Raw genomic sequence first — 1,939 nt, forward strand, 5'->3', positions numbered from 1 at the left:
AGAAATGGACGGGGCGTATTCAAGGCTGGGGGCAAATCATCCTCCAACTATCCATTCATTTCGAGGAGCGCGTCACCCCTTATATCATTGATTAATAGAGTTTACACAAAATATTTGACAGTCCCTTGGGGACCTACTTCACTTTTTCCAAACGGGATTTAGAAATAGTTAATAAGCGAAGGAGAGAAGAAAACCGTTTAGGGTTTGCTGTTCAATTAGCTGTTCTTCGGTATCCCGGTTGGCCATACACTCATATCAAAAGCATCCCGGAATCAGTCATACATTATATATCGAAACAAATCGGTGCCACTCCATCTTCGATTAGTCTTTATCCTCAAAGAGAAAATACACTTTGGGATCATTTGAAAGAACTTCGAAGTGAATACGACTTTGTAACTTTTACTCTAAGAGAATATCGAATAGCATTTAAGCATCTTCATCAATTAGCTTTTGAAAATGGCGATGCCATACATCTACTACATGAATGTATAGATTTTCTAAGAAAAAACAAAATCATACTGCCTGCTATTACTACACTTGAAAGAATGGTGTGGGAGGCAAGGGCAATGGCTGAAAAGAAACTGTTTAATACTGTTAGTCAATCTCTTACAAATGAACAAAAAGGAAAGCTTGAAGAGATCATTACTTCGCAGCATCCATCCGAATCCAATAAAACGATATTGGGTTGGTTAAAGGAACCGCCGGGTCATCCTTCACCCGAAACATTTCTAAAAGTAATAGAACGACTCGAATACATACGAGGAATGGAATTAGAAACGGTACAAATTAGTCATTTGCATCGCAATCGCCTGTTACAACTATCTCGCTTAGGCTCAAGATATGAGCCATATGCATTCCGTGACTTTCAAGAAAATAAGCGATATTCGATATTAACCGTCTATTTATTACATCTTACTCAAGAGTTAACGGATAAAGCTTTTGAAATTCATGATAGACAAATACTTAGTCTGTTATCAAAAGGCCGTAAGGCTCAAGAGGAAATTCAGAAACAAAACGGTAAAAAGCTGAATGAGAAAGTTATACACTTTACGAACATCGGACAAGCTTTAATCAAAGCAAAAAAGGAAAAATTAGACGTTTTTGAGGTTTTAGAATCCGTTATCGAATGGAATTCTTTTGTCTCTTCGGTCGAAGAAGCTCAGGAGCTTGCACGCCCTGCCGACTATGATTATTTAGACTTACTGCAAAAACGATTTTATTCACTTAGAAAATATACGCCAACGCTATTAAGGGTATTGGAATTTCATTCTACAAAAGCAAATGAGCCACTTTTACAAGCTGTTGAGATTATCCGTGGAATGAACGAATCCGGAAAGCGAAAAGTGCCTGATAACTCACCTGTGGATTTTATTTCAAAACGTTGGAAAAAGCATTTATACGAGGATGATGGTACAACAATCAATCGTCATTACTATGAAATGGCTGTTTTAACAGAACTTCGGGAGCATGTTAGGGCAGGAGATGTTTCCATTGTTGGCAGCAGACAATATAGAGACTTTGAAGAATATTTGTTTTCAGAAGATACATGGAATCAAACGAAGGAGAATACAAGATTATCAGTTAGTTTATCATTCGAGGATTATATGACGGAGAGAACCAGCAGCCTTAACAAAAGGTTAAAGTGGTTAGCTACCAATTCCAACAAGTTAGACGGGGTTTCTCTTGAAAAAGGAAAGCTGTCAATTGCACGCTTAGAAAAAGATGTTCCAGAAGAAGCAAAAAAATTTAGTGCAAGCCTGTATCAGATGCTACCAAGAATAAAATTAACCGATTTACTGATGGATATTGCTTATATAACAGGATTTCATGAGCAATTTATTCATGCTTCCAATAATCGAAAACCGGATAAAGAAGAAACAATTATTATTATGGCTGCTCTTTTAGGAATGGGAATGAATATTGGTTTAAGCAAAATGGC

Annotated in this window: 1 pseudogene; it reads left to right on the forward strand. The window is 37.0% G+C overall.

Annotated elements, in window-relative coordinates:
- Positions 1 to 125: 125 nt before the first annotated feature.
- Positions 126 to 1,939, forward strand: a pseudogene (locus tag ACFPXP_RS08155) (Tn3 family transposase); the annotation flags it as partial.

Origin of the sequence: Marinicrinis lubricantis (assembly GCF_042658665.1) — a bacterium.
GTDB lineage: Bacteria > Bacillota > Bacilli > Paenibacillales > KCTC-33676 > Marinicrinis > Marinicrinis lubricantis.